A 1,271-nucleotide genomic window follows, 5' to 3' on the forward strand; every position below is an offset into this window, starting at 1 on the left:
CTGACGTGACCCCCTGATTTTCCTCCAGTCTCGATTAGAGTCCGGCCCTGATGGAAGGACGGACGAGATGAAGAGACTGAGGTTTACCGAAGAGCAGATCATTGGCGTGCTGAAGGAGGCCGAAGCGGGAGCGAAGACAGCCGACCTGGCCCGGCGGCATGGGGTGTCGGAAGCGACGATCTATAACTGGAAGTCTAAGTATGGCGGGTTGGAGGTGTCCGAAGCCCGGCGACTGCGGGAGCTCGAGAGAGAGAACGCGAAGCTGAAGCGGTTGCTGGCCGATGCGATGCTCGATCAGGCTGCCTTGAAGGATCTCCTGGCAAAAAAGTTCTGACGCCCGCCGCGCAGCGGGAAGCTGTGGCTCATCTCCAGGACTGCCACGGGATGAGCGAGCGGCGGGCGTGCCGTGTCATCGATGCCGATCGCAAGAGCGTGCGTTACCGTTCCACGCGGGATGATGATGCCGATCTGTGTGAGAAGCTGCGCGAGCTGGCCAACCAGCGTCGGCGGTTCGGCTATCGGCGTCTGCACATCCTGCTGCGCCGGGAGGGCGTGATGATCAACCGGAAGAAGACCCAGCGCATCTATCAGGAGGAAGGACTGGCGGTCAGGCGACGACGCAGCCGCAGGCGTGCTGTCGGGACCAGGGCGCCGACTCCGGTTCCAGCCCTTCCGAACCAACGCTGGAGCCTCGACTTCGTGCACGACCAGATGGCGTCTGGGCGACGGTTCCGCGTGCTCAACATCGTCGACGATGTGACCAGAGAGTGCCTGCGAGCGGTGCCTGATACATCGATCTCGGGCCGCAGGGTCGTGCGCGAGTTGGCCGATCTGATCGTCGAGCGCGGCAAGCCGGGGATGATCGTCAGCGATAATGGCACCGAGCTCACCAGTAATGCGGTGCTCGCATGGTGCGGCGAGAGCGGTGTGGAGTGGCATTACATCGCACCGGGCAAGCCAATGCAAAACGGCTTCTGCGAGAGCTTTAACGGCCGCATGCGCGACGAACTGCTGAACGAAACGCTGTTCCTCAGCCTTGCTCATGCCCGGGTCGAGATCGCGGCTTGGGTAGAGGACTACAACCGCGAGAGGCCACACTCGGCCCTTGGCTACGCAACACCGGCGGCGTTCGCCGCCGAACTGGAGAAGCAATGGCCTGCTTCGCTACGCCCTACGGGCTCCGCTACGCAGCCCATTGCTTCAACCGCGCTGATGCGCAAAACAACCGCCCGACTCTAATCCCAGCTGGGGGAAAGCTGGGGGTCACGTCA

Annotated in this window: 1 protein-coding gene; it reads left to right on the plus strand. The window is 62.7% G+C overall.

From position 1 onward, the window contains the following. Nucleotides 1-67: 67 nt before the first annotated feature. A protein-coding gene (locus ACGHN1_RS14930; protein ID WP_390551674.1) for an IS3 family transposase occupies nucleotides 68-1,239 on the plus strand; the annotation gives its coding sequence in 2 pieces (ribosomal slippage) (nucleotides 68-320 and nucleotides 320-1,239; 1,173 coding nt in all). Nucleotides 1,240-1,271 lie beyond the last annotated feature (32 nt).

Source organism: Qipengyuania sp. MTN3-11 (assembly GCF_042851825.1).
Lineage (GTDB): Bacteria > Pseudomonadota > Alphaproteobacteria > Sphingomonadales > Sphingomonadaceae > Qipengyuania.